At 67.3% G+C, this 24,900-nt stretch carries 21 protein-coding genes; 12 read left to right on the forward strand and 9 right to left on the reverse strand.

The window, feature by feature from the left end; genetic code table 11:
- Positions 1–4 precede the first annotated feature (4 nt).
- Positions 5–1,024: a HEAT repeat domain-containing protein gene (locus tag PX52LOC_RS24180; protein ID WP_149112491.1), complete on the reverse strand. Its 1,020-nt coding sequence runs from the start codon at positions 1,022–1,024 to the stop codon at positions 5–7.
- A gap of 272 nt (positions 1,025–1,296) precedes the next feature.
- Positions 1,297–1,986 (reverse strand): GntR family transcriptional regulator, encoded by a 690-nt coding sequence (locus PX52LOC_RS24185; protein ID WP_168219173.1) that lies wholly within the window; start codon positions 1,984–1,986, stop codon positions 1,297–1,299.
- 214 nt (positions 1,987–2,200) lie between these two features.
- Here PX52LOC_RS24185 and PX52LOC_RS24190 point away from each other — a divergent pair, with 214 nt between their 5' ends.
- Genes PX52LOC_RS24190 through PX52LOC_RS24230 form a run of 9 tightly spaced genes read left to right on the forward strand, consistent with a single transcriptional unit; the run spans position 2,201 to position 14,964 of the window.
- Entirely contained in the window at positions 2,201–5,194 is a 2,994-nt protein-coding gene (locus PX52LOC_RS24190; protein ID WP_149112493.1) for a DUF6298 domain-containing protein, read from the forward strand.
- Between the two features lie 46 nt (positions 5,195–5,240).
- Positions 5,241–6,128 (forward strand): DUF1559 domain-containing protein, encoded by an 888-nt coding sequence (locus PX52LOC_RS24195; RefSeq protein WP_149115608.1) that lies wholly within the window; start codon positions 5,241–5,243, stop codon positions 6,126–6,128.
- Positions 6,129–6,158: 30 nt separating this feature from the next.
- Positions 6,159–6,668 carry a carboxypeptidase-like regulatory domain-containing protein gene (locus PX52LOC_RS24200; RefSeq protein ID WP_149112494.1) on the forward strand — a complete coding sequence of 170 codons (510 nt, stop codon included), beginning with the start codon at positions 6,159–6,161 and terminating at the stop codon, positions 6,666–6,668.
- A 2-nt stretch (positions 6,669–6,670) separates the two neighbouring features.
- A complete protein-coding gene (locus PX52LOC_RS24205) occupies positions 6,671–7,078 on the forward strand; it encodes a carboxypeptidase-like regulatory domain-containing protein (RefSeq protein WP_149112495.1) in 408 nt (135 codons plus the stop codon).
- A 31-nt stretch (positions 7,079–7,109) separates the two neighbouring features.
- Positions 7,110–9,095, forward strand: coding sequence for a glycoside hydrolase family 127 protein (locus PX52LOC_RS24210; protein WP_149112496.1), 1,986 nt, complete (start codon positions 7,110–7,112; stop codon positions 9,093–9,095).
- A 10-nt stretch (positions 9,096–9,105) separates the two neighbouring features.
- A complete protein-coding gene (locus PX52LOC_RS24215; protein WP_149112497.1) occupies positions 9,106–10,671 on the forward strand; it encodes a DUF5060 domain-containing protein in 1,566 nt (521 codons plus the stop codon).
- Positions 10,672–10,679: 8 nt separating this feature from the next.
- Positions 10,680–12,782, forward strand: coding sequence for a pectate lyase family protein (locus tag PX52LOC_RS40915; RefSeq protein WP_168219174.1), 2,103 nt, complete (start codon positions 10,680–10,682; stop codon positions 12,780–12,782).
- A gap of 14 nt (positions 12,783–12,796) precedes the next feature.
- Positions 12,797–13,375: a DUF3826 domain-containing protein gene (locus PX52LOC_RS24225; protein WP_149112498.1), complete on the forward strand. Its 579-nt coding sequence runs from the start codon at positions 12,797–12,799 to the stop codon at positions 13,373–13,375.
- A gap of 29 nt (positions 13,376–13,404) precedes the next feature.
- Positions 13,405–14,964, forward strand: coding sequence for a polysaccharide lyase (locus tag PX52LOC_RS24230; protein WP_149112499.1), 1,560 nt, complete (start codon positions 13,405–13,407; stop codon positions 14,962–14,964).
- Positions 14,965–15,080: 116 nt separating this feature from the next.
- Here PX52LOC_RS24230 and PX52LOC_RS24235 read toward each other — a convergent pair whose 3' ends face one another.
- The 7 genes from PX52LOC_RS24235 to PX52LOC_RS24265 form a co-directional block, all read right to left on the reverse strand.
- On the reverse strand, positions 15,081–15,494 hold the full coding sequence (locus PX52LOC_RS24235) for a DoxX family protein (protein WP_246173455.1): 414 nt from the start codon (positions 15,492–15,494) through the stop codon (positions 15,081–15,083).
- 70 nt (positions 15,495–15,564) lie between these two features.
- Complete coding sequence (locus PX52LOC_RS24240) at positions 15,565–16,743, reverse strand: FN3 domain-containing metallophosphoesterase family protein (RefSeq protein WP_149112500.1); 1,179 nt, start codon at positions 16,741–16,743, stop codon at positions 15,565–15,567.
- Between the two features lie 98 nt (positions 16,744–16,841).
- Positions 16,842–18,083, reverse strand: coding sequence for an AGE family epimerase/isomerase (locus PX52LOC_RS24245; RefSeq protein ID WP_390635491.1), 1,242 nt, complete (start codon positions 18,081–18,083; stop codon positions 16,842–16,844).
- Between the two features lie 3 nt (positions 18,084–18,086).
- On the reverse strand, positions 18,087–19,235 hold the full coding sequence (locus PX52LOC_RS24250; RefSeq protein WP_149112502.1) for a sialidase family protein: 1,149 nt from the start codon (positions 19,233–19,235) through the stop codon (positions 18,087–18,089).
- Positions 19,236–19,257: 22 nt separating this feature from the next.
- On the reverse strand, positions 19,258–19,680 hold the full coding sequence (locus tag PX52LOC_RS24255) for a hypothetical protein (protein ID WP_149112503.1): 423 nt from the start codon (positions 19,678–19,680) through the stop codon (positions 19,258–19,260).
- 32 nt (positions 19,681–19,712) lie between these two features.
- Entirely contained in the window at positions 19,713–20,615 is a 903-nt protein-coding gene (locus PX52LOC_RS24260) for a DUF1559 domain-containing protein (protein WP_149112504.1), read from the reverse strand.
- 39 nt (positions 20,616–20,654) lie between these two features.
- Positions 20,655–21,356 (reverse strand): GntR family transcriptional regulator, encoded by a 702-nt coding sequence (locus PX52LOC_RS24265; RefSeq protein ID WP_218575154.1) that lies wholly within the window; start codon positions 21,354–21,356, stop codon positions 20,655–20,657.
- A 165-nt stretch (positions 21,357–21,521) separates the two neighbouring features.
- Here PX52LOC_RS24265 and PX52LOC_RS24270 point away from each other — a divergent pair, with 165 nt between their 5' ends.
- From PX52LOC_RS24270 to PX52LOC_RS24280, 3 genes are read left to right on the forward strand one after another with little or no spacing between them, the layout of a single operon-like run.
- Positions 21,522–22,547 carry a galactose oxidase gene (locus PX52LOC_RS24270; RefSeq protein WP_149112506.1) on the forward strand — a complete coding sequence of 342 codons (1,026 nt, stop codon included), beginning with the start codon at positions 21,522–21,524 and terminating at the stop codon, positions 22,545–22,547.
- Positions 22,548–22,553: 6 nt separating this feature from the next.
- The gene (locus PX52LOC_RS24275; RefSeq protein ID WP_149112507.1) at positions 22,554–23,789 is read left to right on the forward strand and encodes an MFS transporter; all 1,236 of its coding nucleotides are present in this window, start codon (positions 22,554–22,556) and stop codon (positions 23,787–23,789) included.
- Positions 23,786–24,706, forward strand: a complete 921-nt coding sequence (locus tag PX52LOC_RS24280; protein ID WP_149112508.1) for a dihydrodipicolinate synthase family protein — start codon at positions 23,786–23,788, stop codon at positions 24,704–24,706. The genes PX52LOC_RS24275 and PX52LOC_RS24280 overlap by 4 nt, the downstream gene beginning before the upstream one ends.
- The last annotated feature ends 194 nt before the right edge of the window (positions 24,707–24,900 follow it).

Consider the following 24,900-nt stretch of genomic DNA (forward strand, 5'->3'; position numbering starts at 1 on the left):
CGTGTCAATTCGCGTTGTATCCCGCCGGAAACTGCTTGACTTTTTCGCCCGTCAGACGATACAGCGAGATCGCCGCCTGCACCTGCACGGCCGCGTTCTCGTCGGCCAGCAACTGCCGCATCAGGTCGGTCGCGGTAGTCGCTTTCATTCGGCCCAGCGAGCCGATGACGTTACACCGCAGCCCGGCGTCCTTCTTCGCGTCGCCGGCCACCGCCATCAGAACCGGCACCGTCTTCGGGTCCGCGATCTCACCGAGGGCCAACCCGGCCCACGACCGCACGTCGGCATCGGCGTCGCCCAGGGCGGCCACCAACTCCGGCGGCGCGACCTTCAGTTGGAAGAACCGGAACGCGACCACGCCGTTCTCGCGGACCTTCGCGTCAGTGCTCCGCAACCGTTCGAGGAACGGCGTCAGTAGCTTTTCGTCGTGGGTCACCTGGTAGAGGGCCTGGACGCGGGCGTCGGCCAGCGACTCGGCGTCTTTCGGGTCGGCCGGTGGTGTCAGTTCTCGGAGCGTCGTCGCGGCCCGACCGGCCAACTTCGGGTGGCGGGCGGCCAATGCGGCGATGGCGAACGTGGCGGCGCGGCGGGCCGTCCCCGTCCCGACGATGCAGCCCACACGGCACTCGGTCACCTTGTCGGTCGCGGCGGCCTTCGCCAAAGTTGGCAGGCACTGGTCGGTGCCGTGCGTGCCGAGCGCCGTGGCCGCGAGGCTTCGGATGCCGGCGTCTGCGTCATCGCTCAGCACATCGGCCAGGAAACGGTCGATCGCGGCGTCGGGCGGCGTGGAGATATGCTCGAACACGACCCGCCGCACGTCCGAATGGGATTCGGCCTTGTACGCCCGGCTCAGGGCGGCGGCCTTGCCGGTTGCAGTGCCCTCGGCCGCGAGGGCGGCCTTCAGATCGGCGGTGAACTTTACCCGACTCTCGCCCTCCTCCCGGAGTGGCGGACCGCCCTCGATTCGGCCGGCGGCGAGAGCGATGAGCGTCACGACCGTACAGAACGGGATGGAGTGTCTCACGGGTTCCCTTCCCGGACACCGAGTGGTCCGAGTCAGTTGAGAATTCGACCGATGTCACCGAGCCATACCGGTCTGGTGGAACGCCTCCATATTACGGTTCTCGCATCGTGAGAGCGAGGCCCAGCGGCCGGAATCGACCACGGGAGTGCGTGACCCTCGCCCTCGGACGCTACGGCACGCATGCCAGAACGGGTTGGCGGTTCTTGGCCCACGTTGACATCGGGGGGCCAGGAACTCAAACTGCGATCTTGATAGGCACACTTGCCCGGTCGTTACGACCGCGGGGAAAGGATCAGACTTTTGCCGCGCTCCAAGTGGTCTTCGATTAACCGGGCTGCCCGGGGGCCGTTGCCGTCGATCACCGCCGCGGCAATGGCGGTGTGTTCGTCGATGCTGGTGTCGGTTCGGGACGGGTTGGCCAGGAAGACGCGAGTAATGATCCGCTGCATCCGGTCCCGCAAGTGGCGCGTCACCCGCAAGATCTCACGGTTGCCCAGGAACTCCGCGAACAGGACGTGAAACCCGGCATCGAGGGCGACCGCCCGCTCGACCGCCGCCCGCCCGCGGGTCGCCTCTTGGTCGGCCAAGTTTTTTTGTATCTGCTCGACCTGAACGGCCGTCAGCCGGCCGGCGACCGTTCGCAGCACGAACGTCTCCAGGGCCGTGCGGATTTCATACTGGTCGGTGATCTCTTCGACGGGCATCTCGCGGACCACGATCCCCTGTTGCGGGGAGACGGTGATGAACCCCTCGCCCTCCAAGCGTTCGAGCGCGCCCTTTACCGGCGTCTTGCTCATGCCTAAACGCTCGGCCAGCGCACGTTCGGAGAGGAACGACCCCGGCAGATAGTCGCCGCTCATCAGCTGCTGCTTGATTTCTTCGTAGGCCCGCTCTTTCATCGACCCGCGGGGCTGGCCGGTCGCCGACGGGACATGACCGCTCTCGGTAATACGATCGGCCATCGGATTCCTCATAGACGGAGGCCCTGGTTTTCTTGCCATCGTACAGGGGTGAAGAAAACCGGAAAAATACTTCTTGCATTCTACTGAGATCTCAGTAGTATCTCAAGTAAGAAATCACTGCTTTTCGCGTCGATGCCGGCACTCGCATTCTCCCGCTTGTGGCAGGACGGCGATGATAACTCGCTCGCGCAACCATTGTGTCGATTATTCCGCAGTGCGCATCGCAACTGGCGTATTTGTCGCCGTTTGCGGTTTCCTCGTCGGAAATTCGGCGTCGGCCGCCGACCCGACGAAGCGCTTCGTCTACCCCGGCCTGGACGGGCGGTTGGTATACGACCTCGGCGTTCAGGGGGACCGCGTCCCGGATTTCTCGCACTGTGGGTACAGTGGGGGCGGGGTGTCTTTGCCGAACGCTTCGGTGCGGGTCGTCGTGCCGGTGGTGGCCGGCGACGCCACCCGCCGCATCCAGGCCGCGATCGACTACGTCTCGTCGCTGCCAGCAGACGTCAGTGGGGTTCGTGGGGCCGTTCTTCTGCTCGCGGGCAGGCACGAGGTGTCGGGGTTCGTCCGCGTGCGAACTGGCGGCGTGGTGGTGCGGGGCCAAGGGGCCGCGACCGTCCTCGTCGCAACCGGCCTCGACCGCCGGACGCTGATTCAAGTTCGTGGGAAAGAGGATTGCACGCTTGCGACCGCTCGGTCGCTCGCCGACGCCCGTGTGCCGGTCGGGGCCACGCGCGTTCGAGTGGCTGACGCGGCCGGGTTGAAGGTCGGCGACGCCGTGCGGGTGGAACACCCCGCTACGAAAGAGTGGATCGCCGCCGTCGGAATGAATCGCTTCCCGACCAACGGGGCGGGGTCGTACCTGGATTGGCGGCCTCACACGCTCGATCTGCGGTGGGACCGCGTCGTCACCCACATCGACGGTGACACGCTCACCCTCGACGCCCCGCTGACGACGGCTCTTGACGCATCTCACGGTGGTGGAACGGTGCGGGCTTACCAGTGGCCGGGGCGGGTCCGGCAGGTCGGGGTTGAGAACCTGCGGATCGAGTCGGCGTTCGACCCGGCCAACCCGCACGACGAGAACCACGCCTGGGGCGGAATCGGGTTTGAGAACGCCCAGGACTGTTGGGTGCGGCGGGTGAGCTTCTCGCACCTGGCCGGGTCCGCCGTCGCCGTGTGGGAGTCGTGCAGCCGGGTGACAGTCGAGGACTGCGAGTCAACCCAACCCGTGTCGGAAGTCGGCGGCTACCGCCGGCACACGTTCTTCACCGCCGGGCAACAAACGCTGTTCCGCCGCTGCCGGGCGAGTGAGGGGCGGCACGACTTCGCCGTCGGGTACGCGGCGGCCGGGCCGAATGCGTTCGTGCACTGCCGGGCGACCGACGCCACCGGGTTCAGCGGCCCGATCGAAAGCTGGGCGAGCGGCACCCTGTTCGACAACGTGGCCATCGACGGCGGTGGGCTGTCGTTAACCAACCGCGAGACGGACCACCAGGGCGTCGGGTGGGCGGCGGCCAACTCCGTGCTGTGGCAGTGTTCCGCTCCGCTCGTCACCTGTCGGACCCCGCCGACGGCGCAGAACTGGGCCATCGGCTGTTGGGGCCAGTTCGTCGGCGACGGCCACTGGCGGCAGATGAACGAGTTCGTCAAGCCGGACAGTCTATACCAGGCGCAACTCGCCGACCGGCTCGGGAAGGCTGAGCCGACGAGCCGCGACTTACCCACACGATCCGACGGCGTGCCGTCGATCGACGACCTCGTCCCGGTTGGGCCGGCCGTCAAATCACCGGCGGTGAAGCCACTCGCCCTCACGAACGGCGTGCTGGCGACCGACGGTAAGGCGGTGTTCGGCGACCGCAGCGAGACGACTTGGTGGCGCGGCAGCGTGAATCCCGCCCGCGTGGCCGAGTTCGGCCGCGGGCTGACGAGGTTCGTGCCGGGGCGGGAGGGGCCGGGCTTCACCGACGACCTCGACCAACTCACGGACGAGATGCGGGCGGGCGTCATCACCGTGCTGGAACACCACTGGGGGCTGTGGTACGACCGCCGGCGGGACGACCACCAGATGGTCCGCCGGGCGGACGGCGAGGTGTGGCCGCCATTCTACGAACAGCCGTGGGCCAGGAGCGGCCGCGGGCGTGCGTGGGACGGGCTGAGCCGGTACGACCTGACGAAGTTCAACCCGTGGTACTTCGCCCGCCTGAAGGCGTTCGCCGACTTCGCCGGGCAGAAGGGGTTGGTGCTCGTTCAGCAGATGTACTTCCAGCACAACGTGCTGGAGGCCGCCGCCCACTGGGCCGACTTCCCGTGGCGGCCGGCCAACTGCCTCCAGGCGACCGGGTTCCCGGAACCGCCGGAGTACGCCGGCGGCAAGCGGGTGTTCATGGCCGAGGCGTTCTACGACGTGTCGCACCCCGTCCGCCGCGACCTGCACCGGGCCTACATCCGTCACTGCCTGTACACGCTTGGCCCGTGCCCGAACGTCGTCTTCCAACTCGGCGAGGAGTTCAGCGGTCCGCAGTCGTTCGTGGAATTCTGGCTCGATTGCGTCGCCGAATGGCAGAAGGAAACCGGCACCCGCGTCCTCGTCGGCCTGAGTGCCCCCAAGGACGTGCAGGATGCGATTCTGGCCGACCCGAAGCGGTCGGCGGGCGTCTCGGTAATCGACCTGCGGTACTGGTGGTACGCGGCCGGCGGCGAGGTGTACGCCCCGAAGGGCGGGGAAAATTTGGCCCCACGGCAGCACCTCCGCGAATGGAAGGGGCCGAAGGGTCGATCCGCCGAGTCCGTCGCGCGGGCCGTCCGGGAGTATCGCGTGCGGTTCCCAGACAAGGCCGTGACGGCGTCTTACGACGGCGCGGACGGGTGGGCCGTGCTGGCCGCCGGCGGGTCGCTTCCCGCGCTCCCGGCCGGCACCGATCCACAGTTGCTAGCGGCCGTCTCGCGGATGAAGCCGGCCGATGCGGCCGGGCTGCCGAAGGGGGCATTCGCCCTGAGCGACGCCGGCCGCGACTACTTGGTATGGGCACCGATCGGCGGGCGGGTGTCGCTCGACCTGACGGCGCACGTCGAACCGTTCACGGCGGCGTGGCTGGACCCGAAGACCGGGGCCGCCGGCCAACCTCGAAACATTGCCGGCGGTCAGCCGGTCGAACTCACAGCCCCGGCCGGTCAGCCGGCCGTTTTGTGGGTTCGGCGGAAGTAATTTGCACGTCGTTGGACTATCTGTTCATTTCATTCGGAGGGTCGAAATGTCTCACTCTCGCAGGCAGTTCGGATTCACACTGATCGAACTGCTCGTCGTCATCGCGATCATCGCGATCTTGATTGGTCTTCTTCTCCCGGCCGTGCAGAAGGTCCGCGAGGCCGCTGCCCGGATCAGCTGCTCGAACAACTTGAAGCAGTTCGGGATCGCGGCCCACGGCTACGCGGACGCCAACGGGAAGTTCCCGTACCTGCGGTCCGGGGGCGGGCAGAACCGGCACACGTGGGCGATGCTCCTGTTGCCCTACGTCGAGCAGACGGGCCTGTTCAATGCGTACAAGAACCCGATCACCGGGGTCAGTCAGACGGACGGGTTCAACAACCAAACCTCGACCGACCCGGCGATTGACGCCGCCCGGAATTCCGCGGTCAAGATCTTCTTCTGCCCGTCCCGGCGGTCGCCCGGGATGCTCAGCCCGATCGACGTGGGCAGCACTATCATGGGCCAACCGTCGGACTACGCGGCGTGCGTCGGGAACGACGGGACGACCCCATCGACGGGCATGTTCCAGACGGTCAACAGCAAGCACACCGAGGCCGGGTTGCGGTTCGCCGACATGGTGGACGGCACGAGCAACACGCTCCTGCTCGGCGAGAAGCACATCCCGCGAACGCTGCTCAACGACCCGGTGGTGGACGGCGTGATCTTCAGTGCCGGTCAGGGCCAGACTTACGGCCGCCGGGCCGGTACGTCGAACCTGCTCGCCATCGGCCCGGACGCGGCATCGAACACGCAGTTCGGCAGCTGGCACACGGGCGTTTGCCAGTTCGTGTTCGGCGACGGCAGCATCCGCGCCCTGAAGGTTTCGACGCCAGGAGCAACTCTGGCCGCACTCGCCAACCGGCTCGACGGCGTGCCCGTGGACCTGGACTAACTCCGACTTCTCCCCATCGAGGATTGTGCGATGAACGAACGCCCCGTACTCCGGCGGGCGGCCCGCGCCGCCCCGCTGTTTCTGCTCGCCTTCGTGCTGGCCGGGTGCGGCCAGTCTCGCTACCCCGTCGCCGGCCGGGTGTCGTACCCGGACGGCTCCCCGCTGGAAGCCGGCACGGTGATCGCCGAGGCGACCGTCAACGGCGTGGCCGTCAGTTCGCAAGGCAGCGTCAAGCCGGACGGCTCCTTCACGCTCGGCACCGACCTGCCGGGGGGCGGCGTGCCGGCGGGCGACTACCGCGTGGCGGTCGTCCCCGTGCCGCTCCCGGACGGCGCGGCCGGCAGTGGGAAATTGCCGGCCGTCGAGGGCAAGTTCACACGGCCCGAGACGTCCGGCATCACCTTCCAGGTGAAGACCGATCCGAAGAACGTGTTGAACATCACCGTCGAGCGGGCGGTGGCCCCGCCCGACCCGCCGAAGGAAGAACCCGCACCCGCAAAGGAAGAACCCGTTCCCGTCCCCGCCCCGCCGAAGGAGTAACCATGAGCCGCGTCGTGCGAAGTTTGTGCGTACCGGCCCTCGTGCTCACGCTGCTGGCCGGGTGCGGGTCGGGGTATTACCCGGTCACCGGCAAGGTGACGTACCCGGACGGGTCGCCGCTGCCGGCCGGGACGGTGATCGGAGAGGCGACCATCAATGGGCAGCCGGTGAGTGTGCAGGGGAACATTGAGGCCGACGGCAATTTCCGCCTGGGCACTGACAAGCCGGGCGGCGGGGTGCCGCCGGGCAGTTACAAGTTCGCCGTCATGCCGATCCCGATTCCGGACGGCAAGGCGGGGGAAGGAATGAAGCCGGCGGTCGACGGCAAGTACACCCGGTACAAATCGTCTGGCATCGCTCTCGACGTGAAGTCGGAGCAGAACGTGCTGAACATCACCGTCACGAAGTAGACGCCGGCGACCACCCTCCCAGGATCGCGACGTGTTTCCGATTCTCGCACCCATCCTTGCCCTGGCCTTCGGTTCGGCCGCCCCCGTGCGGCCGCACGCCGTCGTCCGACCGGTCGACGCCGCCGACGTGCGGTGGACGACCGGTTTCTGGGCGGATCGGTTCGAGGTCTGCCGGACCAGCACGATTCCGCAGATGGCGAAACTGATGTGGGGGACCGACCGCAGCCAGTTCTTGCACAACTTCCGCGTGGCGTCCGGGGCGGTCGCTGGTACGCACCGCGGCCCCGCGTGGAACGACGGCGACTTCTACAAATGGCTGGAGGCGGCGGCCGCCGTGTACGCCGTCGCCCCTGACCCGGCCCTCGACGCCCGCATGGATGAAGCCATCGCCGTCATCGCCGCAGCCCAGCGGCCCGACGGCTACTTGCACACGCCGGTCCTGATCCGCAACCGGAACGGCGACGCGGCCGCCAAGCCGTTCGACGACCGGCTGGCCTTCGAGATGTACAACTTCGGCCACCTGTTCACGGCTGCGGTGGTCCACCACCGGGCCACGGGGAAGCGGTCGCTGTTGGCCGTGGCGGTGAAGGCGGCCGACTTCCTGCTGGCGGCCTTCGAGACGCCGACGCCGACCCTGGCCCGCAACTCGGTGTGCCCAGCCCACTACTTCGGCACGCTCGACTTGTACCGCACCACCCGCGACCCGCGGCACCTGACACTGGCGAGGAAGTTCCTCGATCTCCGCGACCTGTTCGACGGCGGAACCGACGACAATCAGGACCGGGTGCTGTTCCGGAAGCAGACGGAGGCCGTCGGCCACGCGGTGCGGGCGAACTACCTGTACGCCGGTGCCGCCGACCTGTTCCTCGAAACCGGCGACGAAACACTGTTGGCGCCGCTCGGCCCGATCTGGGAGAGCGTCGCCCACCGCAAGATGGCCGTCACCGGGGCGTGCGGGGCACTGTACGACGGGGCGTCGCCGGACGGGTCGAAGGAGCAAAAGCAGATCGCCCGCACGCACCAGGCTTACGGTCGCGACTACCAGCTGCCGAACAGTACCGCCCACAACGAAACGTGTGCGGCCATCGGCAATCTGCTCTGGAACGACCGGATGCTGCAAGCAACGGGCTACGCGAAGCACGCCGACGTGGTCGAGCGGGTGCTGTTCAACGCCCTGCTCGCTGGCGTGAGCTTGGACGGCACACGGTTCTTCTACACCAACACGCTCCGCCAACTCGACGCGATGCCGGCCCCACTCCGCTGGTCGCGGCAGCGGGAAGAGTGGATCAGTTGCTACTGCTGCCCGCCGAACGTCGCCCGCACGGTCGCGCAGGTTCACGCCCTCGCTTACGGCCAGTCCGACCGCGGGCTGTGGGTCCACCAGTACGGCGGCAACCGCCTCGACGCCGCGTTGCCTGGCGGGCGAATCAAGCTCACGCAAACGACCGACTACCCGTGGGACGGTACGATCACCCTCGCACTCGACGCCGTTCCTGTCGGGGAGTTTTCGCTATTCCTCCGCGTGCCGGGGTGGTCGAGCGGGGCGACACTGGCCGTCAACGGCGAACCAGCCGCGGCGGCTGAGGCCGGCCGGTACGCGGAGGTCCGCCGAACGTGGCGGGCCGGGGATCGCGTGACGTTGAAGCTGCCGATGGCGGTGCGACTGCTGGAGGCCCACCCGCTCGCCGAGGAACTGCGGAACCAGGTCGCGGTGCAGCGGGGGCCAGTGGTCTACTGCGTGGAGTCGTGCGACCTGCCGGCTGCCGTGCGGGTGCAGTCGGTGGCCATCCCGCGAACCGCGGCGTTCCGCCCGCGGTACGACGCCAAGTTGCTTGGCGGCGTCGCCGTGCTGGAAGGGGCGGCCGAGGCGACGGCCGCCCCGGCGTGGGGGAAGGAACTGTACCGCGAGTTGGCCCCGACCGTCGCGAAGGCGTTCGACCTGCGGCTGATCCCGCACTACGCCTGGGGCAATCGCGGCAAGTCCGAAATGACGGTCTGGACGCCGCTGGGGCGATAACGGAGAAGCCATGCGACGGCTACCGACGACGTTCCTGCTCGCAGTCGTGTTCCTTCTCCCCTCTGCGGCTTTGGCCGGAGCGGTGGAACAGTGGGGCACGTTCGAGTTGACACTGAAAGGCCCGGTCGACGGCAACCCGTTCACCGAGGTCGAACTGGCGGCCACGTTCACCCAGGGGACGCAGTCCGTCCACGCGGCCGGGTTCTACGACGGCGAGGGCGTGTACCGGGTGCGGTTCATGCCGCCGACCGTCGGCGAGTGGGCGTACCGCACGGCCAGTAACCGCAAGGAACTGGACGCCCAGACCGGCACGCTGATCGCTGACAAGCCGACCGCCGGCAACTACGGGCCTGTGCGAGTGCGGAACACGTACCACTTCGCCCACGCCGACGGCACACCGCACGCATCAGTCGGCACCACCTGTTACGCCTGGACGCACCAGCCCGAGAAGCTCGAAGAACAGACGCTCGCGACGCTGAAGGCGGGGCCATTCAACAAGATTCGCATGTGCGTGTTCCCGAAGTGGTACGCCTTCAACCGGAGCGAGCCGCCGCGGTACCCGTTCGCTGGCACGCCGCCGAACCGTTGGGACTTCACGCGGTTCGACCCCGCCTTTTTTCGCCACCTGGAACACCGCGTCGGCCAGTTGCGTGACCTGGGCATTGAGGCCGATCTGATCCTGCTGCACCCCTACGACGAGGGGCACTGGGGGTTCGACCGGATGCCGGCGGCGGGCGACGACCGTTACCTGCGGTACGTCCTCGCCCGGCTGGCCGCCTACCGGAACGTGTGGTGGTCGCTGGCGAACGAGTTCGACTTCATGAAGCAGAAGACCGACGCCGACTGGGAGCGAATCCTGAAAGTGGTCCACGAGGCCGACCCGTACCGGCACCTGTTGTCGATCCATAACGGCACGCGGCTGTTTAACCAGACCGACCCGCGGCTGACGCACGCCAGCATCCAGAACGGGTCGGCGGTGGCGGACTTCGGCCGGGCGGGGCTATACCGCGACGTGTACCGCAAGCCGATCGTGTTTGACGAGGCGAAGTACGAGGGCGACTTCGGGCAGCGGTGGGGCAACCTATCGGCCGAGGAGATGGTCCACCGCTTCTGGCAGGGCACCATCGCCGGCACCTACGTCGGCCACGGCGAGACGTACCGCCGGCCGGACGAGGTGGTGTGGTGGTCGCGGGGCGGAACCCTTCACGGCGACAGCCCGAAGCGGATCGCGTTTCTGCGGAACGTGCTGGCCGAAGGCCCCGCAGATGGGTTCGACCCGATCGACAAGTGGCAGGACGACCGCACGGCCGGGAAAGCGGGCGAACACTACCTCGTCTACTTCGGCAAGGAGCGGCCGACCGCGTGGGTGCCGGACCTGCCCGGCAAGCAGAAATCGCTGACGCTGACGGCCGAGGTGCTGGACACCTGGAACATGACGACAACCCCAGTGGCCGGCACGATCACGCTGAAACCGAAGGACAACTACCGTCTGACGGCCGACCCGCCGACGCCGATCCCGCTGCCCGGCACTCCGTACCTCGCGGTCCGGCTGCGGGCCGTGGCCCCCAAGAAGTGAGGCTCCCGATGCGTATGCTCTTGATCCTGACGGCGTGCCTCGCCGTGCCCGGGGTCACCGCGGCCGACCCGCGGGTGGACTTGAACCCGGACATGCCGCGGGCCGACATCCTCGCTCCCGGCTGGGACGTATGGCGGGTGCCCGACGGCCGCACCGCGACCGCGACGTTCGGCGGGGTGAAAGCCACTCTCCGGGCAGAGGGATTGACCGGCGCGTGGTGGAAGCCCGGCCTGGACTACCCGGCCCGCATGGCGTCCGACGGGGTGACGGCGACCAGCAAACTCGAACTGGCGTTCGCCGGTCTGTCGGCGGGGCCGCACACGCTCGCCACCTACCACAACGCCCTCGGCGACAAGACGGGCGAACCTCTCACCGTCACGGTCGGCGGGCAGTCGGTCGCTGTGACGCCGTCGCACCGCGTCAAGCACGACGCCGACGCGGCGTCCGCATTCGTCACGTTCGTCGCCGCGGCCGACCAAGATGTGGTGGTCACGTTCACCGCGGCCGGAACGGTAACGCTGAACGGGTTCGAGATCGACCGCTCCGACCCGGTCAAGCGGGCCGCGAAGCCGACGCCTTCGGATGATGACGAACACGCTCCGGAGAACCCAGTTCTGACGTGGCGAGCAGCGAAAGGGGCCATGGCGCACCGCGTCTTCCTGGGGACTGACCCCGCCACGCTGCAACTCCGCGGCGAGTCGACCGACGCCCGGTTTGACACCGCCGGCCTGCGGCTCGACAACCGGCGGCCGTACTTCTGGCGCGTGGACACCGTTCACCCGGCCGGCGTCATCCCCGGCGAGGTGTGGCGGTTCCGGGTGCGGCACCTCGCGTTCCCGGAGGCCGAGGGGTACGGCCGGTTCGCCTTCGGGGGCCGCGGTGGCAAGGTGTACGAAGTCACCACCCTGGACGACGCCGGCCCTGGTTCGCTCCGTGAGGCGGTCGAGGCGAGCGGCCCGCGAACCGTCGTCTTCCGCGTCGGCGGACTGATCGTCCTCAAGTCGAAGCTCATCGTCCGCCATCCGTACCTGACCGTGGCCGGGCAGACGGCCCCCGGCGACGGCATCTGCCTGAAGAACTACACGTTCGGCTGCTCCGACACGCACGATGTCATCATTCGCTACGTCCGCATTCGCGTCGGCGACGAGACGGGACTGACCCAGGACGGCAGCGGTGCCCGCGGCAGCGATCACGTCATCTTCGACCATTGCTCGATCAGTTGGAGCATCGACGAGGGGTTCAGCTCGCGGGAGGGGCGGAACCTGACGGTGCAGCGGTGCCTTATCGCCGAGGCCTTGAACATCGCCAACCACAAGAAGTACGAGGCGGGGAAGGGGCACTCGTTCGCCGGCAGCATCAGCGGCGGCGTCGGCAGCTTCCACCACAACCTGCTCGCCCACTGCACCGGCCGGAACTGGAGCCTCGCGGGCGGATTGGACCGCAGCGGGTTGAAGCTCGCCGGGCAACTGGACATCCGCAATAACGTCGTCTTCAACTGGCAGAACCGCACGACTGACGGCGGTGTTCGCGAACTCAACTTCGTCGGCAACTTCTACCTGCCCGGCCCGGCGACGAAGACGTACACGCTGTTGAAGCCCGACCCCGGCGACCCCGAACGCGGCATGCGGGCGCACATGGCCGGCAACGTGATCGACGGCAAGCCAAGCATTGAGGCCGACAACTGGTCCGCTTACGTCGGCCCGGCCGACGGGCAAGCGAAGGTGCGATCCGCCGATCCGGTGTTCGAGCCGTTCGTGAAAACGCACTCGGCCCGCGAAGCCCTCGACAGCGTGCTGGCCGACGTGGGGGCGAACCGGCCGAAGCAAGACGCCGTGGACCTCCGCGTGTTGGCCGACGTGCGGAAGCGGGGGCACACGTTCACTGGTAGCCGTGGCAAACTGCCCGGCATCATCGACACCCCGACCGATGCCGGCGGGTGGCCGGCGTACCAGTCGGCGGTGGCCCCGCCCGATGCCGACCACGACGGCATCTCGGACGCCTGGGAGAAGACCCACGGGCTTGATCCGGCCAACCCCGCCGACGCTGCGGCTTACCGCCCCGATGGCTACACGCACCTGGAAGCGTACTTGAACGAACTGGCCCGCCCGTGAACCCTGGAGTCGCCGTGTTCCCTTGCATCATCACACTGCTGTTGATCGCCCCGCCGGACGACTACGCGGCCGTCGCCGCCAAACGGGCAGCGGCCGCGATGGCGGCCGCCGGGCAACTCGACGCTACCAAGGCTGAGCGTGTGCGAACGGCGGTTGCTGCCCACTACACCGGGCTGAACGCCGTCCACACCGCCCGCGACGCCGCGGCCGGCGACCCGGTCGCCCGTGAGAAAGCAGCAGCAGAGGTGAAGGAGTTGCACGCCAAGTTCAAGGCCGTTCTCGCAGCAGAGTTGACCGCCGTCCAGACGGAGGCGGTGATGGACCAGATGACGTACAACGTGGTCCCGAACACCCTGAAGGCGTATCGCGAGATGCTTCCCACGCTCACCGACGCTCAGGCCGTTCGCATCCGCGAACTCTTGGTGGTCGGGCGGGAGGACGCACTGGTGGCCGGCGCGTCGAAGGCGAAGCACGAGAAGTTCGGCGTCGCCAAGGGGAAGATCAACAACTACCTCTCCGGCCAGGGGTACGACTTGAAGAAGGCCGGGCAGGAGTGGGCGGAACGGCGGAAGGCGGCTGAGGCCAAGAAGTGACTCAACGGGCACGCACGAGGGAGGTTCCGATGGGGCGGTTCATCTGGTCCGCGGTGGCGGTCGGGCTGTTCGCCGGCTTCGTGGCCGGGCAGTACCCGAAGGTGCCGAAGGAAGTTCAGGCGGCCGAGGACGCCCGCCGCGCGGCCTATGAGAAGGCCGAGGACGAGGCGTGGGAGAAAGCCCAGCCGGAACTCGCGGCGTGGGCAGCGAAGGGCAAGCCGTACCTGCCGGGGGCGGCCAAGCCGGCCGACTTGCCGCAGGCGGGCATTCCGGCCTTCCCCGGCGCGTGGGGCGGTGGCATGTACAGTTTCGGCGGCCGCGGCGGCAAAGTCTACGCCGTCACCAGCCTCGACGACGCCGGCCCCGGCACCCTGCGGGAAGCATGCAATGCCATCGGCCCGCGGACGGTCGTCTTCCACGTCGGCGGGGTGATTCACCTCAAGAACCGCATCCGCATCCGCGCCCCGTACATCACAATCGCCGGCCAGACCGCCCCCGGCGACGGCATCTGTATCCGCGGGGCGACGGTCGCCATTGACACGCACGACGTGGTCATCCGCCACTTGCGGTTCCGCCGCGGCGAGACGAACGTCGCCAACCGCGACGACTCGCTCGGCGGCAACCCGGTCGGCAACATCATGCTCGATCACCTGTCCGCGAGTTGGGGGCTGGACGAGAACCTGTCGATGTACCGGCACATGTACCGCCCGCCGGGCGGGAACGCCGACCTGAAGTTGCCGACCGTCAACATCACGATTCAGTGGTGCGTCTCCAGCGAGGCCCTGGACACGTTCAACCACTCGCTCGGCAGCACGATCGGCGGGCACAACAGCGGCTTCCACCACAACCTGTGGGCGTGCAACGCCGGGCGGAACCCGAGCATCGGCATGGACGGCGACTTCAACTTCGCCAACAACGTGCTGTTCAACTGGCGGCACCGCACCCTCGACGGCGGCGACCAAAAGAGCCTCTACAGCGTGGTGAACAACTACTACAAGCCCGGCCCGGCCACACCGGACAGCCCGATCGCGCACCGGGTCCTCCGGCCGGATGGCCGCCGACCGGGGCCGGACAAGACGCTGGCCCGCGAATGGGGTCGGGCCTACGTGGCGGGTAACGTGGTCGTCGGGAACGCGGCCGTCACCGCCGACAACTGGGCCGGCGGCGTGCAGACCGACGGCGACGAGGATTCGAAAGTGATCCTGCCGCGGGTGCGGAGCGAAAAACCGTTCCCAACGCCGAAGATGCCGGTACAACCGGCCGCGGAAGCTTACGAGGCGGTCTTGGCGAACGCCGGGGCGACACTGCCGAAGCGAGACGGCGTCGATCGGCGGATCGTCGAACAGGTTCGCACCGGCACCGTGCCGGCTCAGTCGAAGGAGGGGATCATCACCGACGTGCAGCAGGTCGGCGGTTACCCGGAGTACCGCGGCGGCGGGCAGGTGACGGACACCGACGGCGACGGCATCCCGGACGACTGGGAGCGGGAGCACGGCCTCGACCCGAACGACCCGGCCGACGCCGCCAAGATTCCGACCGCGGACGGGTACACGAACCTGGAAAAGTACCTGAACCGGCTGGACCGTTAACGCTCGGTCACCGCGTCCGTCCTTTGTTTCGTACCCGCCATCCGACCGCGGGGGCAACGTGCCACGCGGTTGCAGTCATTCGACGGCCTTGGCTCGGCGGCTTCACGCACATGACCCTAAAGAATCCGACTATCGGGTCGGGTGTGCCAATAAGCCCACAGCAGGAACACGGCTTGCAGGGGTAAGCGGAGCAGGTGCACCAGCGGCGGGGCGGGAATCAACTCTTGGTGCTGATAGACGTAGATGTTGGCCGGGAAGACGGCGATCAACAGGGCGAAGACGCCCCACGCGGCGAGCCGGGAGAACCGCGGGACGAGCAACAGAACGCCGAACGCCACCTCCAGAACGCCGCTCAGGTACACCAGCCCCACCGGGAAGGGGAGTTCGGGCGGCACGATCGGTACGTAGAACCCCGGGACGAGGAAGTGCGCCGTGCCGGCCGCGATCATGAAGGTCGCCAACAGATACTTCGACAACCGCTTCGCCCCGGTCATGCTCGCCCCCATCGTTCCGCGGAGAAACTCAAACACGACGGCCGCGATTCTGCCGTCGGCCGTATCTGGCGCGCCTGCAAGCCGGGCTGAACGGGCCGGGAGACGGCTATCCAATCTTGACGGTGTACTGCACTTCGCCCGTTAACTTGAACTGAGTTACGGTGAGGCCGTCCCGCGTGGCGTGGCCGCGGAGGTACGTCGCGGCCGTCGGCTTCGGGCCGCCGCCGATCAACTGGCCGTACGGGCGGCCCTTCTCGGCCGGCAGCCACGCCGGCTCGTGTGTGTGGCCGGACACCACCAACTGCACGCCGGCCTTGACGAGCAAATCGTGCCACTTCGCCCGGCCGTCGCCGCAGAAATCCCCGGTGTTCTTCTCCCGCTTCCACCACAGGGGGATGTGGCAGAACAAGACCTTGAACCGGGCGGACTGGAACTCCGGCTTCTCGATCTCCTTCGCCAGCCACTCGGCTTGAAGGGTGCGGAAGGCCGCGAAGTCGTTGAGGCCGCCGTAGACCGGGTGGTCGTCCGGCTTGTCCTCCCCTGTATCGAGGACGAGTGCCGCCATCGGCCCGCGGCGGAACGAGTAGTAGAGCGGCCCGTCGGTGAACCGCGGCAGGTGTCGTGCCCCCGGCCCGCGCACGTCGTGGTTTCCGCGGACGTAGTAGTACGGCACGGTCGCGGCGAACGGCTGCCCGGCCGGGGCGAGGAACTGGGCGACCATCCGCTCCTCGGTCGTGATGTCGTTCGTCTGGTCGCCGTTCCAGAGCAGGAAGTCGCCCGGCTCTTTCTGGTGGGCGGTGTGCAACGCCTTGAGCGTGTCGGCCACCTCGTGCGTGTCGTTCCACACTGTGAATCGGACTTCGGCCGGGTCCGCCGGGGGCGTGGTAAAGCGGTAGACCTCGCTCGCCACGGCATCCGTTCCGACCCGGCGGATGTCGTACGGGCCGCGGAAGTCGATCCGCACCGCGTGAACCCGGTAGAAGTAGCGGCAACCCGGCTTGAGCCCGGCGAGGCGGACTTTGAACACCCGCTCGTCGAAGGGCATCAAGCCGTCCGTCGCCCCGCCGGCCTTCGACCCGAGGCGTTCGGTCTCGCCATACTCGATCCAACCGGTGGCCGGGCCGCTGGTGGCCCAGAGGACGGTGACGCCATCTGGCGTGGGGTTGGTCAGCACGGGAGGGCTGCGGAATTGGAACGGCCCGTCGGCCGCGGCCCGCGCGGTCGGGGCGGTGACGGCCAGCGCGGCGGACGAGGCCGCGAGGAAGGTTCGTCGCGACGGGTTCATGCAAGAGCCTCCGCGTTCGGTCCGGTGGAGGGGCGGCAGGCGAATCGCCTGGTTCGGCTCTCATTCTAGGGATCGGCCGGTGACAGCGAGCCGGCGGTTCAGGTGGCTGGTCGAGAACCGCGACCCTTCGCGATCACGTCGGCTTCCTTGGATGCGTCCAACAGTTTCCAGCAGTACCACAGCATCCGCGGGAGGTGATAGGGTCCCTTCCACAGGTTCCCCTTGAGTGGCACCGACACTCGTCCGTCCCGGTGCAGGTATCCGTACCACTCGCCGAACTCCGGGTCGGGGAAGTGGCGGAAGCTCCAGTCGTGGACCTGGCGGTGCCAGCGGGCATATTTTTCGTCGCCGGTCAGCGTCCACGCGAGCAGGGTGGCGATGACCACCTCGCAGTGCGGCCACCAGAACTTCATGTCGTGCCAGTAGTCCTGCACCGGCAGCCCCCGCAAGTCGCGGAAGTAGAAGACGCCGCCGAATTCGTCGTCCCAGCCCCGCTTCCACATCCAATCGAGGATGGTCAGCCCGAGCCGGACGAGTCGCGGGTCGCTCCGCAATTTCCCCTCGTGGAGGATGAACCACGCGCACTCGATGGCGTGGCCGGGGTTCAGTTGCCGGCCGTCGAAGTGGTCGAGGATTTCGCCGCCCGAGCCGACGACTTCCATCAAGGCTTCGTGATCGGGCTTGAGGAAGTCCCGTTCGATCTCGCCGATACTCCAATCGATCCACTCCGTACAGCTTCGGCCCCGGACGCGGACGTCCCCCAGCTGTTCGCGGAGTTCCTGGGCCGTGAGCAGGCAGAACATCAGCGGGCCGACGCCCTTCGTGGGGCGCGTGGCCGGTTCGACTTTGGCCGGCATCCGGCCCGGCGTGAACGAGTAGTCGAGGTAGGCGTCGAAGTACCGCATCGCGTCCTCGGTGGCTTGCCCGTCGTCCGTCGCCTTCGCGTACACCGCGTTCGCCATCGCCGCGAACGACTCGCTGTAAACGTACCGCCGCATCCGCAGCGGTCGGCCGTCGCGGGTCACGGTGAAGTACAACTTGCCGTCCGGGGCCGACCCGCACCGCCGCAGGAACTCGATGCCACTCTTCGCCGCGTCGAGCCACGCCGGGTTCTGCTCGACCGTGTTGTACAGGGTGGCGAAAGTCCATGCCCCGCGGCCCTGGAACCAGATCGACTTGTCGGTGTCGATCACCGTGCCGTCGCGGTCGAGGGCAGTCAGGTAGCCGCCGTGGTCGCGGTCGAGCCCGTGCCGCAGCCAGAACGGGATCACGTCGCCGAGCAGCGCGTCCCGATAGACGGCGGTAAGTGCGGCTCGACCGTCCGGGGTCGTCACGTCCACAACTCACCGACCCTTCTTTTCAAGCCAGTCGAGGGGGAAGCGGGCGAACACGACCTTGCTCGTGCCTTCGGCTTCGTACAGGCAGCCGATGTTGCCGTCCGGAAGCACCGCCAAGCAGGAGTAGGCGAACGGCCCCGGACACAGCACGCGCTTCACCGACCACGTCTTGCCCTCGTCGTCGCTCAGGCAGACGGTGCCGTTCTCTCGCTTGGTGCTTTGCGGGCCGGAATAGAGGAGGCGACTCTTCCCGTCGGCGGGGTCGGTGTACCGGACAATCGACGCCATGCAGCCGGGATCAGCCAAGTCCGGCACGTCCTCAACTTTCGTCCAGGTGGCCCCGCCGTCCGCACTGACGCACGTCTTTCGCACGGCCTTGCCGGCCCACCGCCGCACGTTGAACCGGATCGAGCCGTCCTGCAACTCGACGAACTGCGCCTCGTTCACCAGACTTGTCTTTTTGTCCTTCCCGGCGTCAATCAGCGCCCCCGGCGCGATTTCGCCCATCTGCCAAGTCTTTCCCTTGTCGTCACTGTAGATGGCGTAGATGTTCCACACCCCGAATGGCCCCTCGTTGAACGGGAACAGGAGACGGCCGGCGTGCGAGCCGTGGCGAAGCTGGATGCCGATGCCCGGCCCGCCGGCCACGGTCGTTACCACCTTCTCGCGCTTCGTTTGCTTCGTGATGTCCCGCGGCTTCGTCCAACTGATGCCGTCGTCGGCACTGGTGATGAGCCAGTTGCGGACGACCGCCTCGCCGTCGTAGCCAGGCTGGATTGTGCCGCTCCGTTCGCCAACGCCGGCCGGGTAAGACTGGTACACGAGCAGCACCAACCCGCTCTCGCGCTCGACGACGGCACACGGGTTGTTGAGCGCCTTGTCCCCGTCCGTGGCGATGACCGCGGCGTTGCCCCACGTTTTCCCGCCGTCCGGGCTGCGCTTCAGGATGATCTTGTTCTTAGCCTGGTCCGCGTCGGCGGCCCGCCCTTCGGCGAACGCCAGGACGTGTCCGTTCTTCGAAACGACGACGGCGGGGATGCGGATGGACTTGAACCCGTCCGCCTTCGGTACGAACACGTCCACCGTCTCCGGGTCGGCCCCCGAGCACGGAAGGGGAACCAGCAGGACGAGCAACAGGACGAATCGCGGATTCATGAGCGGCCTTCCTCGGTACCGATTACTTCTTCTTGTGTTTTGGGCTGGGCACGTCGAGTTGGAACGCCGACGGCTCTTTGGACACGTCGAGACGGACCGTGTGTTCCTCGAACAGCAGTTTGCCGAACGGCGTGAACGGCTCCGGATTCGCCCCGTCCCCACCGGTGATGCGAACAACTTGCGGGCCGATCGCCACGCCCTTGCCCGACGAGCGCGTGTCGAACCGCCCGTCCTTGATGTCGGCGTGACCCTGCTGGCCGCGGTTGCCCTTGGCCGGGTCCGGCTCGAACACGATCATCCCGGCCGGCAGCGGCTTGCCGTCGAACGTGACAGTCCCGCTGACGTGGGTCGTGTTATCCAGTGTGCCACCGCACCCGCTGAACAGCAACACACCAAAGACCAGCCCCAGAGACGCGGCACGGGGCCGACAGCACCTCGAACGCATGGGATTTCCTCTTCGGGGAAGCGGTGAAGGGGTTAGTTCGCGATCTGGATTTCGCCGCCGTCCATGCTCGCCGTCGCCTTGAGCACGACCAGATCGACCGTCGCTTGCACGAACCGCACCGACCCGTCGCCCATCGCGAATTGCGCCCCGCCGTTGTGCGGGCTGCCGAAACTGATGTCGTTGTAAACCCCGGTGTACGGGGTGTTGATGGCGTTCTGCACGTTGCGGCAACCGGCCATCCCGTTACCCGACATGCCGCGGACCCAGTCGGCCCCGTCGCTTTCAAGGATGTTGCTGTTCCACTTCACCGAGACCTCTCCGACCATGAGCGTGTTGGACGTGCCGTCGATGGTGCTGGCGAACCGGGTTTTCGTGTCCTTGCCCAGAATGCCTTGGAGGGCGAAGCCGCCGTTGCCGGTCGGGTTCGCATCGACCGCGTAGGCGGCCCCGGTCACCGGGTTCGTCCCCTTCGGGCCGGCGACGCCGTGATAGTCCGACGTGAACGTCTTTCGCCCGTCCACCAGCGTACTCGACCCGTTCGACGCCTGGATAACCGGGACGCTCGGGCAGTTGAACACCGAGATTCGGTTGAGGGCGTGGACCATCTTGTTCGGCCCTTCCCGGTTCGTCCCGCCGTTCCATGCGCCAGCACCGAGGTCGAACAGTTTGTACAGGCTGTCCTGCTCGACGTAGGGGAGGACGTACACCCGCCAACTCAGTCCGTTCGCGACCGTTGCCCCGGCCGGGAACCGGCCGTTGGCGTCGTGATAGGCGTGCAGTCCGATCCCGATCTGCTTGAGGTTGTTCTGGCACTTGGCCCGCGCCGCCGCCTCGCGGACCTTCTGCACGGCCGGCAGGAGCAGGCCGATGAGGATGGCGATGATCGCGATGACGACGAGTAACTCGATCAGTGTGAACCCGCGACGAACATTCATGAAAGGCCTCCGAATGAAAACGAGTAATGAAACTGACGACTAACTTTCATTTCGCTTCTGATTCCGCAGGTACTCCGACACGGTCCGGCGACCCTTGCGGATGTGGACGCTCATCAGTCGGTGGGCCGCGTCCGCGTCACGACTGCGGATGGCGTCGGCGATGGCGGCATGATCCCGGCACGTCTCCTCGGCCACCGCCAGCGTCAGGATCGCGGCCCGGTGCCGCTGCACGCCGAACACTTGTCCGAGGGCGGTGTGGTCGTCGATCACCTTCGCCAGCAGCCGATTCCGGGCGGCCTCCACGACGATCCGGTGGAACCGCTCCTCGCAGTCGAGCCAGCGGTCGAGCATCTCATCCGTGGCCGACTGCCCCCTTTGACGGCGGATCGTGGTGAGGATCGCCTCGAACTCCCGCCGCACATCGTCCAGTTCGTCGAGTTGGGCTTGCGTGATGTTTCGGGCCGCTTCGGCAGCGGCGCAACTCTCGACCGCTTCCCGGAGGACGTACAGTTCTTCCAGGTCCGTCCCGCTCGCCTTCCGCACGAATGCCCCCGCGCCGGGGACGTGCTCCACCAACCCCTCGGTCGCAAGCCGGTGAATCGCTTCCCGCACCGGGGCCAGGCTCACCTCCATCGTCTCGGCGAGGGTGCGGTTCACCAATTGGGAACCGGCTTCGAGTTCGCCGGCTAGCACCCGGCGGCGCAATTCGCGGTAGGTTTTTTCTGAGAGAGTGTCTTGCACGGCGGGTTCAACCTCTCTAAACTGCATTGAGATCGATCGTGTTCGATCATGTTCGAACACGATCGATCTTGACAAATCTGTCTCTCGATGTCAAGGGTAATTCTGAAGCTGACTGGATTTTTTGGGGAACGACCCGAGCGGTACCTTGCCGTGGGAGGATGAGCGATGAAGGGTGCGTGGGTGGCACTGATTACGGTCTTACTGGCCTCCGACGGGCAGGGTGCAGATTTCCCACCACTTCCCGATAGCGAGGGGTTCGCTGGGCCTTTCGCGGGCGTTAGCAACGGGGCACTCGTCGTCGCCGGTGGTGCCAACTTCCCTGATAAGAAGCCGTGGGACGGCGGCAGGAAAGTGTGGTACGACGGAGTATTCGTGTTGGAGAAGCCGGACGGAAAGTGGCAACTCGCCGGCAAACTGCCCCGGCCGTTGGGCTACGGCGTGAGCGTGACGCACGGCACCGGGGTTGTGTGCGTAGGCGGCAGCGATGCGGAGCGGCACTACCCCGATGCCTTCCGGCTGGAATGGAAGGGCGGCAAGCTCGTCACGACCGAACTTCCCGCTCTGCCGAAGCCGTTCGCCAACGGTTCTGGGGCGATGGTCGGCGAGACGTTCTACGTCGCCGGTGGGCAGGAGAAGCCGGATGCCACGAGCACGGCAACAGCCGTCTACCGGATTGACCTGTCGGCGACCCGGCCGAAGTGGGAGTCGGTCGAGGCGTGTCCCGGCGGTGGGCGGATGCTTGCCGTGGCCGCCGGGTTCGACGGCGCGTTCTGGCTCGTGAGCGGCGTCGATCTGGTCGCCGGGAAGGACGGTCGGGCGGAACGGAAGTACCTTAAGGACGCCTACCGCTACGACCCCGCTAGCGGCTGGAAGCCAATCGCGGACTTGCCCCGGCCCGCCGCGGCAGCACCCTCCCCGGCACCGACCGATAGCAGCGGCTTCTTCATCCTCGGTGGCGACGACGGCACACAGGTCGGTGCCGCCCCGGATCAGCACCGCGGCTTCAGCAAGACGGTCCTCCGCTACGACGCGAAGGCCGATCGGTGGGCCGAAGCCGGCGAACTGGCCGCGCCGCGAGTGACGGTGCCGAGCGTGGCTTGGGGTAAGTCGTGGGTGATCCCGAGCGGCGAGGTGCGGCCTGGCGTACGCTCGCCAGACGTGTCAACCTTCACCCCGGCGAAGAAGGAGTAACCTGTCATGCCGACTTTCTCCCGAACGGCGTGGCTGGTCGTTCTGCTCCTCATGCCGGTCGCCCTAGTGAACTACCTCGACCGCCAGATGCTCGCGGCGATGAAGTCGTCCGTCATGGGGGACATTCCCGACATCGGCACCGAGCGGAATTGGGGGCTGATGCTCGGGCAGTTCAAGTGGGTCTACGCTTTCCTCAGTCCGATCGGCGGCTACATCGCGGATCGGTTTAGTCGGCGGTTCACCATCTGCGGCAGCCTGTTCGCCTGGTCGGCGGTGACGTGGTGGACCGGGCAGGTGACGACTTACGGCGAACTCCTTTGGGCGCGGTCGTTCATGGGCGTCAGCGAGGCGTTCTACATCCCCGCCGCCCTCGCCCTCATCACGGACTACCACACCGGCCCCACCCGCTCGCGGGCCGTCGGCATGCACCAGATCGCCATTTACTTCGGGGTGATCGCCGGGGGGTTCGGCGGGTACGTGGCGGACGAGCCGGCCCTCGGCTGGCGGTCCGCGTTCGTCGCCTGCGGGATCTTCGGCATGGCCTACGCGCTGCCACTACTGCTGCTGTTGCGAGACGCCCCCAAGCCGGCCGCTTCGGCCCGTGCGGCCACGCCTCCGCACCGAGCGGTCGGGGAACTGATTTCCAACTTCGCGTTCGTCCTGCTCGTTCTCTACTTCACTCTGCCGGCCCTGGCGGGCTGGGTGGTGCGGGACTGGATGCCGGCGATTCTCAAGGAACAATTCGGAATCGGTCAGGGTCAGGCCGGGGTCGCGGCCACGGTGTATTGGCAGGTCGCGGCCATCGCGGGGGCCGTCCTCGGCGGCTGGCTGGCCGACCGCTGGATGCAACGGCACGATCGCGGGCGAATCTTCGTCAGCGCCATCGGCATGAGCCTGATCGTCCCAGCCATCTTCGGCGTCGGGAATGCCGGCACGCTGAGCGTCGCCGTCGCTTTCCTGATCCTGTTCGGCATCGGCTGGGGGTTCTTCGACTGCAACAACATGCCGATCCTGTCGCAGATCGTCCGTCCCGACCTGCGGGCGACCGGCTACGGCATCATGAACTTCGTCAGCATCAGTTGCGGCGGGCTGGCGGATTTCGGGTTCGGCATCCTCCGCGACCAGAACGTACCCCTGAACGTGATCTTCGGCGTGTTCGCCGCCGCCGCCATCGTGTCCGTCGTGTTAGTGCTGTTGATTCGACCCCGCCCCGACCTCGCCGCCACGGAGAGCATCCCTTGACCGTCAAACTTCACGGCCTCGTCGCCGCCACCCACACGCCGTTCGACGCGGCCGGCGCACTGAACCTGCGGGTCGTCGAGAAGCAGGCCAAACACCTGCTCGCCACCGGGGTCCGCACGGCCTTCATCGGCGGCAGCACCGGCGAGAGCCATTCGCTGGCCATCGACGAGCGGTTGCAGTTGGCCCAACGGTGGGCGGACGTGGCGAATGGTTCGGACCTGCGTGTCGTCGTTCACGTCGGTTCGAACTGCCTGGCCGACGCCCGGACGCTGGCGGCTCAGGCCGAGCGACTCGGGGCGGTCGCCATCGCCGCCCTGGCCCCCAGCTACTTCAAGCCGAAGACGCTCGACGCGCTGGTGGCCTGCTGTGCAGAGGTCGCCGGGGCCGCACCGGGCGTGCCGTTCTACTTCTACGACATCCCGGTGCTGACCGGCGTGCAGTTCCCGATGCCCGACTTCTTGGCCGTCGCCGCCGACCGCATCCCGACCCTGGCCGGCATCAAGTTTACGAACGCCGACCTGATGGCCTACCAGAAGTGCCTGCGCGCCCAGGACGGCCGGTTCGACATCCCCTGGGGCGTGGACGAGTACCTGTTGGCGGCCCTGGCGCTCGGCAGTGCGGGCGGCGTCGGCAGCAGTTACAACTTCGCCGCCCCCGTCTACCATCGGCTGATCGCGGCGTTCGCGAGCGGCGACGTGGCGACGGCACGGGCCGAACAATTCCGCTCGGTCCAGCTCATCGACCTGTTGGCCGGGTACGGCTACATGGGCGCGGCGAAGGCGGTGATGGGGTTCCTCGGCGTCGAGGTCGGCCCCGCCCGACTGCCGAACACGAACTTGACGATAGAGCAGACGCGAAGCCTGCGTGCTTCACTTGAGGAACTCGGCTTCTTCCACTGGGTGCAACGTCAGTCCTGATGCCATCGGATGCACGTCCTTCGTTTTCGGCTTCCGCCCGGCCGATCAGCGCATATCTGGCTCTCGACTGTCCCTTGTGAACGTGTTGCCCCGTGACTGGATCGCGCCTGTCGGGGCCGACACGCGCAGGCGGACCGTGGACGGCACCGCTGCGGCCGGTTATCATCCCCGAAACCTTTCACCGGGGGATACCG

The sequence above is a fragment of the Limnoglobus roseus genome, assembly GCF_008254045.1.
Classification (GTDB): Bacteria; Planctomycetota; Planctomycetia; order Gemmatales; family Gemmataceae; genus Limnoglobus; species Limnoglobus roseus.

Bases quoted from the DNA above. Each gene is read 5' to 3' on its own strand.
- PX52LOC_RS24270 (WP_149112506.1), top strand. From the start codon at position 21,522: ATGAAGGGTGCGTGGGTGGCACTGATTACGGTCTTACTGGCCTCCGAC.
- PX52LOC_RS24205 (WP_149112495.1), top strand. From the start codon at position 6,671: ATGAGCCGCGTCGTGCGAAGTTTGTGCGTACCGGCCCTCGTGCTCACG.
- PX52LOC_RS24250 (WP_149112502.1), bottom strand. From the start codon at position 19,235: ATGAATCCGCGATTCGTCCTGTTGCTCGTCCTGCTGGTTCCCCTTCCG.
- PX52LOC_RS24255 (WP_149112503.1), bottom strand. From the start codon at position 19,680: ATGCGTTCGAGGTGCTGTCGGCCCCGTGCCGCGTCTCTGGGGCTGGTC.
- PX52LOC_RS24260 (WP_149112504.1), bottom strand. From the start codon at position 20,615: ATGAATGTTCGTCGCGGGTTCACACTGATCGAGTTACTCGTCGTCATC.
- PX52LOC_RS24215 (WP_149112497.1), top strand. From the start codon at position 9,106: ATGCGACGGCTACCGACGACGTTCCTGCTCGCAGTCGTGTTCCTTCTC.
- PX52LOC_RS24195 (WP_149115608.1), top strand. From the start codon at position 5,241: ATGTCTCACTCTCGCAGGCAGTTCGGATTCACACTGATCGAACTGCTC.
- PX52LOC_RS24200 (WP_149112494.1), top strand. From the start codon at position 6,159: ATGAACGAACGCCCCGTACTCCGGCGGGCGGCCCGCGCCGCCCCGCTG.
- PX52LOC_RS24240 (WP_149112500.1), bottom strand. From the start codon at position 16,743: ATGAACCCGTCGCGACGAACCTTCCTCGCGGCCTCGTCCGCCGCGCTG.
- PX52LOC_RS24275 (WP_149112507.1), top strand. From the start codon at position 22,554: ATGCCGACTTTCTCCCGAACGGCGTGGCTGGTCGTTCTGCTCCTCATG.
- PX52LOC_RS40915 (WP_168219174.1), top strand. From the start codon at position 10,680: ATGCGTATGCTCTTGATCCTGACGGCGTGCCTCGCCGTGCCCGGGGTC.
- PX52LOC_RS24230 (WP_149112499.1), top strand. From the start codon at position 13,405: ATGGGGCGGTTCATCTGGTCCGCGGTGGCGGTCGGGCTGTTCGCCGGC.
- PX52LOC_RS24185 (WP_168219173.1), bottom strand. From the start codon at position 1,986: ATGGCCGATCGTATTACCGAGAGCGGTCATGTCCCGTCGGCGACCGGC.